The sequence below is a fragment of the uncultured Campylobacter sp. genome (assembly GCF_938045535.1).
Classification (GTDB): Bacteria; Campylobacterota; Campylobacteria; order Campylobacterales; family Campylobacteraceae; genus Campylobacter_B.
Window position 1 is genome coordinate 1 of the sequence record NZ_CALIMQ010000328.1, and the last position, 6,727, is coordinate 6,727.

The following is a 6,727-nucleotide window of genomic DNA, read 5'->3' on the forward strand; positions in this document are numbered from 1 at the left end:
TATTTACTCTCCTCTGTCTATATAAAAGAATATCTTTTTTACAAAAGCCTTTCTTCGTTATTCATTATAAATAATTCTGTTCTTATTCCAGCAATGCATTTTTTGCCAATTGATCAGCCATTTCGTTGTACATGACGCCTGTATGGCTTGCCACCTTATGAAAATGAACCGTCAGCTGTCCTTTTATTAATTCATAATACTCCCGCAGCGCTTTTGTTCCCCGTTTATTCGCTTTCCACTCTCCGGTACACCATTTCTCTATACCGACATAGTCATAATATAAATTTATCTCCGATATCCCTTTTTCCAAACATTTTCCCATCGCAAACACTGCACCATGTATTTCTCCCGCCACATTCCGCATCTGCGCTTCTTCTGCATCAATAATTTTCTCTGCATAAGTTTCAACAGTTCCATGGTGGATAAAGACAACCCCAAACGAAAAGGTATCGGGAATTGTCGGAATATAAGAACCGTCTACATATACCGCCACTCTTAATTCGTCTTTCAAGGCTTTCACCTTTTTATCAGCAACATCCCCCAAGAATTCCATTGCTTCTTCTTTTGTAAAAAAGCCTTTGTAAGACGCACCGGGATATCCAATAACCTGCAATTTACAGTCATCCCAACTTGTAAACAAACCGGTTTTCCTGCCGGATTTCACAGCATACCATAATTTTTTTTTCACAAAAACGCTCCTTTATTATTCATATCCATAGGCTGCCTGTGGTAGTATAATAAAAACTGAATTTATTAGAGGATCATTATGTTAAAATTCAATTTATTACACACTTTCCCTGCTTTTACCATCAAAAACTATCGGACTTTTTTCCTTTCCCAATGGGTTGCTCTCATGGGGCTTTGGATGCAGCTTACTGCACAGCAGTGGCTTGTTTATGAAATTACTGATTCCCCTCTGCTGTTAGGTGTTCTGAGTACTATGCAATATATGCCAAGCCTCCTTTTCACACTGTGGACCGGTTTTTGGATTGATCGCCACAAAAAGAAAAGTATTTTGTTGGGAACACAGCTTATGTATATGCTCCAGGCTTTTCTTTTAGGGCTCATCCTGTGGAGCGGTCATACTGATTATTATTGGATTCTTCTTTTTGCATTTTTTCTCGGTACCATAGACTGTATTGATCTTCCCGCACGGATGGCTTTCATGCCTTACTTAGTGGGAACACAATACCTGAAAAGTGCAGTCAGCTTAAATTCCACCAACTTTAATATTACAAGAATGCTTGGTCCCATTTTAGCAGCTTTTCTTCTTAGCTATCTCAGCTACAGTACTATTTTCTTTTTGAATGCACTCTGTCTTATCCCTATTATCATTGTCTACTTGCGTATAAAAGTGGATGAACCCCAAAACCATACCATCTCAAACGATATAATGGGAGAAATCAAGGCAGGTCTCAGATACACGTTGCATCATAAAATTATTTTATCCTATTAAGACGATCTATATTAAAAAAGGAAAATTCCTGACCGATTTCGATCCTAAAGAGTATTCCGGTAGGCTCGATTACGACATTATAAACGAAAAGGGCGAGGTGCTTCATCAAGCAAGCAAGCGCCTAACATCCAAAAAAGCGGAGAAGTTAGCAGAGGACGGACTAAAGCTCATCGAATATCCGGCTGAAATTTTAGCCGAGCGCTACCTGGCCGATGCCATCGTCGATAAAAATAGCGGCGAAGTACTTTTTGATTCGCTAACTGCGCTAGATGAGGGCAAGCTAGCCAAGATCGCTAACACCGAGAAAAAATTTACGATCGCTAACGACCTAGCTAGCGGCGTAGATACTTCAATCATAAATTCTTTTATTCAAGATGCAGACGCGCTTAAGCTCTTGCAGCAAAGCGAGGGCATAGACGACGAGAACGATCTGGCTGCGATTAGAATTTACAAGGTTATGCGCCCGGGCGAGCCGGTGGTAAAAGAAGCGGCAAAGAGCTTCGTAAACGATCTGTTTTTCAACCCTGAGCGCTACGATCTGACCAAAGTCGGTCGTATGAAGATGAATCACAAGCTGGGTATCGAGGCACCGGAGTACGTAACCGTACTAACCAGCGAGGATATTATCAAGACGGCTAAATATCTAATCAGGGTTAAAAACGGCGACGGCTTCATCGACGATCGCGATAATCTCGGAAACCGCCGCATCCGCTCGATCGGCGAGCTTTTGGCAAACGAGATGCACCTTGGATTTATCAAGGTTCAAAAGGCGATTAAAGATAAATTTACCGGCATTAGCGGAAATTTAGACGAGCTTATGCCGTATGATTTCGTAAACCCTAAAATCATCACCACTACGCTTATGGAATTTTTCACCGGTGGCCAGCTAAGCCAGTTTATGGATCAGACTAACCCGCTTAGCGAGGTTACGCATAAGCGCCGTCTATCTGCGCTGGGCGAGGGTGGTTTAGTTAAAGAGCGCGCCGGCTTTGAGGTGCGCGACGTCCATCCTACGCATTACGGTAGAATTTGTCCTATCGAAACTCCGGAGGGTCAAAATATCGGTCTGATCAATACCCTAGCTACCTATGCGAAGGTAAATGATCTGGGCTTTGTCGAGGCTCCGTATAAAAAGGTCGTAAACGGTAAGGTTACCGACGAGATCGTCTATCTTACCGCTACGCAGGAAGAGGGGCTCGTAATCGCTCCTGCGTCCGCTAAATTAGACGAAGAGGGCAATATCGTAGAGGAGCTTTTGGAGGTTAGAAAAGACGGCGAAAATATCATGGCTAAACGCGAGGATATTTCGCTGATAGACCTTTGCTCGGGTATGGTCGCGGGCGTAGCGGCGTCGCTGATTCCGTTTTTGGAGCACGACGATGCTAACCGCGCGCTTATGGGCTCGAACATGCAGCGCCAAGCCGTGCCGCTTCTGCACTCCACCGCTCCTATCGTCGGAACGGGCATGGAGGCGATCATCGCGCGCGATTCGTGGGAAGCGATCAAGGCTAAACGCGACGGCGTCGTAGAAAAGGTCGATAATAAAAATATATTTATTTTGGGCGAAGACGAAAAAGGTCCGTTTATCGATCACTACTCGATGGAGAAAAATTTACGCACTAACCAAAACACTACCTTTTCACAGCGCCCTATCGTGCGAAAAGGCGACGTGATAAAGGCGGGTCAAATCATAGCCGACGGTCCTAGCATGGACGGCGGCGAGCTTGCGATCGGCAAAAACGCTCTTATAGCTTTCATGCCGTGGCATGGCTATAATTACGAGGACGCCGTCGTCATGAGCGAAAAGATGATCCGCGCCGACGAATACACCAGCGTGCATGTTTATGAAAAGGAGATCGAGGCTAGAGAGCTTAAAGACGGCGTAGAGGAGATCACGCGCGACATCCCTAATATCAAAGAGGAGGAGCTTACCCACCTTGATGATAGCGGCATCGTAAAGATCGGTACTCACGTCAAGCCCGGCATGATCCTAGTAGGCAAAGTAACTCCGAAGGGCGAGGTTAAACCGACGCCAGAGGAGAGGCTTTTGCGTGCGATCTTCGGCGAGAAGGCAGGACATGTGGTAAATAAATCGCTCTACGCGACCGCCTCTATGGAAGGCGTAGTAATCGACGTTAAAATTTTTACCAAAAAGGGCTACGAGAAGGATCCGCGCACGAACAAAGCCTATGAGGATGAAAAAACCGAGCTCGAAAGGGAGCATCACGATAGGCTTTTGATGCTTGATCGCGAGGAGATGCTAAAGGTAGTGGCACTTCTTTCTAAAAGCGCTTTGCAAAGCGATCAAAGCCTCAATAAAAAAGATTATAAAAAGGGTGATAAGGTTAAAAAAGAGGAGCTTGAAAGCTCCAACCGCTTTACATTAAATTCCTTCGTCAAGGCTTATTCTAAAGCTGTTCAGAAGGAATACGAGGAGTTAAAAAATCACTTCCAAAACGAAAAGCGCAAGCTCAAAGAGGAACACGACGAAAAGATCGAAATTTTAGAAAAAGACGATATCTTGCCAAGCGGCGTAGTTAAGCTCGTTAAAGTCTACATTGCAACCAAGCGTAAACTAAAAGTGGGCGATAAGATGGCGGGCCGCCACGGAAATAAGGGTATCGTTTCAAATATCGTCCCTGAGGTCGATATGCCGTATCTGCCTAGTGGACAGCGCGTGGATATCGTGCTAAATCCTCTCGGCGTTCCTAGCCGTATGAATATCGGTCAGATAATGGAGAGCCACTTGGGTCTTGTGGGTTGGCGCTTAGGCGAGCAGATCGCTAAAATTTTAGAGGAGAAAACGGGTGAATGGATAAAAACCCTTCGCGCCAAAATGATTGAGATCGCAGGCGTTTCCAAACTAATGCAGGCTAAAAAAACGCTTGAGAAGATCAGCGACGAGGATCTTTTAAAATACGCTAGAGATTGGGCTAAGGGCGTTAGATTTTCCGCTCCGATATTCGAAGGTATCGTGCCGGAGGACTTCAAAAAGCTATTTGAGATGGCGGGCATCGATCAGGACGGCAAGACCGAGCTTTACGATGGTCGCACCGGCGAAAAGATCAAAGAGCGCGTAAACGTGGGCTGCATGTATTATCTCAAGCTGCACCACCTAGTCGACGAAAAGGTTCACGCAAGAAGCACCGGTCCTTACAGCCTAGTTACGCAGCAGCCGGTCGGCGGCAAGGCGCTATTCGGCGGTCAAAGATTTGGAGAGATGGAAGTTTGGGCTCTGGAAGCATACGGCGCTGCATACACGCTTCGCGAAATGCTAACGATCAAATCCGACGACGTTGATGGACGTTTGGCTGCGTATAAAGCGCTGACAAAAGGCGAAAACGTTCCGTCTACCGGAATTCCTGAGACATTTTTTGTTTTAACAAACGAGCTTAAATCGCTTGCTCTAGACGTTGAAATTTACGAGAATGGAGAGAATAAATGAGCGATAATTCAAATTTAGAAAGAATAGAAATAAAAGAGGACGCCAGAGTCCACGATTTCGATGCGTTTGCAATCAGGCTTGCTAGTCCCGAGCAGATCAAAGCCTGGAGCCACGGCGAGGTCAAAAAGCCCGAGACTATTAACTACCGCACGCTCAAACCGGAGCGCGACGGGCTTTTTTGCGCTAAAATTTTCGGCCCCGTAAGAGACTATGAGTGCATCTGCGGCAAATATAAGAAGATGCGCTACAAAGGCTGGAAATGCGAAAAATGTGGCGTCGAGATCACGAGCTCGAAGGTTCGCCGCACTAGAATGGGGCATATCGAGCTGGTAACGCCGGTGGCGCATATTTGGTACGTAAATTCCTTGCCTAGCCGCATCGGTACGCTTCTAAATATCAAGATGAAAGATCTTGAGCGCGTGCTTTATTATGAGGCTTACATCGTAGAAAGCGCGGGCGAGGCATTTTACGACAACGAAAATTCCAAAAAGGTCGAGAAATACGATGTTTTAAATGAGGAGCAGTATCAGAGCCTAAAAGAGCGCTTTTCGCAGACAGGCTTCGTCGCCAAAATGGGCGGTCAGGTGATCCGCGATATGCTAGCCGAGCTTGATTTGGTCGAAATTTTAAATTCTTTGAAGGAGGAGATGGCTAACACAAACTCCGAAGCGAAGAAAAAAACCATCGTCAAGCGTCTAAAGGTCGTCGAGAGCTTTTTAAATTCTGGCAACCGTCCTGAGTGGATGATGATTACGAATCTTCCCGTGCTGCCTGCCGATCTGCGCCCGCTTGTAAGCCTTGAGGGCGGCAAATTTGCGGTTTCGGACGTAAACGATCTGTATCGTCGCGTCATAAATCGAAATTCTAGGCTCAAAAGGCTGATGGAGCTCGATGCACCCGAGATCATCATCCGTAATGAGAAACGAATGCTTCAAGAGGCGGTGGATGCGCTTTTTGATAACGGACGTCGCGCTAACGCCGTAAAGGGCGCCAATAAGCGACCGCTTAAATCTCTAAGTGAGATCATTAAAGGTAAACAAGGTCGCTTCCGTCAAAATTTACTCGGAAAGCGCGTGGATTTTTCGGGTCGCTCCGTCATCGTCGTGGGTCCAAATTTACGCATGGATCAGTGCGGTCTACCTAAGACGATGGCGCTTGAGCTATTCAAGCCGCATCTAATCGCACGCCTGCAAGAGAAGGGCTATGCAACGACCGTTAAGCAGGCTAAAAAGATGATCGAAAATAGGATCAATGAAGTTTGGGAGTGCTTGGAGGAGGTCGTAAAGGACCATCCCGTCATGCTAAACCGCGCGCCTACGCTTCATAAGATGTCTATTCAGGCGTTTCATCCCGTGCTCGTCGAGGGCAAGGCGATCAGACTGCATCCGCTAGTCTGCGCCGCGTTCAACGCGGACTTCGACGGCGATCAGATGGCAGTGCACGTGCCGCTTAGCCAAGAAGCGATCGCGGAATGTAAAATTTTAATGCTAAGCTCGATGAACATCTTGCTTCCTGCGAGCGGAAAGCCCGTCGCGGTGCCTAGTCAGGATATGGTTTTAGGAATTTATTATCTAAGCCTCGAAAAGCCGGGTGCAAAAGGAACGAATAAAATTTTTGCAAACGTCGATGAAGTAATGCTCGCCGTAGAGGCAAATGCGCTAGACATCCACGCTAAGATCAAAACGATGATCGATCGCCGCATTATCTTTACGACCGCGGGCCGCTTGATCATCAAATCAATCCTACCTAGCTTTATTCCGGATCATCTTTGGAATAAGATCATGAAGAAGAAGGATATCGCCGAGCTTGTCGATTACGTCTATAAA

General features: G+C 46.2%; 2 protein-coding genes and 2 pseudogenes. 3 read left to right on the top strand and 1 reads right to left on the bottom strand.

Annotated elements, in window-relative coordinates; translation table 11 throughout:
- Window positions 1-82: 82 nt before the first annotated feature.
- Window positions 83-688: a viroplasmin family protein gene (locus Q0095_RS10085; RefSeq protein WP_022026833.1), complete on the bottom strand. Its 606-nt coding sequence runs from the start codon at window positions 686-688 to the stop codon at window positions 83-85.
- A gap of 78 nt (window positions 689-766) precedes the next feature.
- Here Q0095_RS10085 and Q0095_RS10090 point away from each other — a divergent pair, with 78 nt between their 5' ends.
- The 3 genes and pseudogenes from Q0095_RS10090 to Q0095_RS10100 form a co-directional block, all read left to right on the top strand.
- A complete protein-coding gene (locus Q0095_RS10090) occupies window positions 767-1,456 on the top strand; it encodes an MFS transporter (RefSeq protein WP_297883381.1) in 690 nt (229 codons plus the stop codon).
- Window positions 1,425-4,901 (top strand): annotated as a pseudogene (gene rpoB / locus Q0095_RS10095) (DNA-directed RNA polymerase subunit beta); the annotation flags it as partial. The gene Q0095_RS10090 and the pseudogene rpoB, both read left to right, overlap by 32 nt.
- Window positions 4,898-6,727 (top strand): annotated as a pseudogene (locus tag Q0095_RS10100) (DNA-directed RNA polymerase subunit beta'); the annotation flags it as partial. The pseudogenes rpoB and Q0095_RS10100, both read left to right, overlap by 4 nt.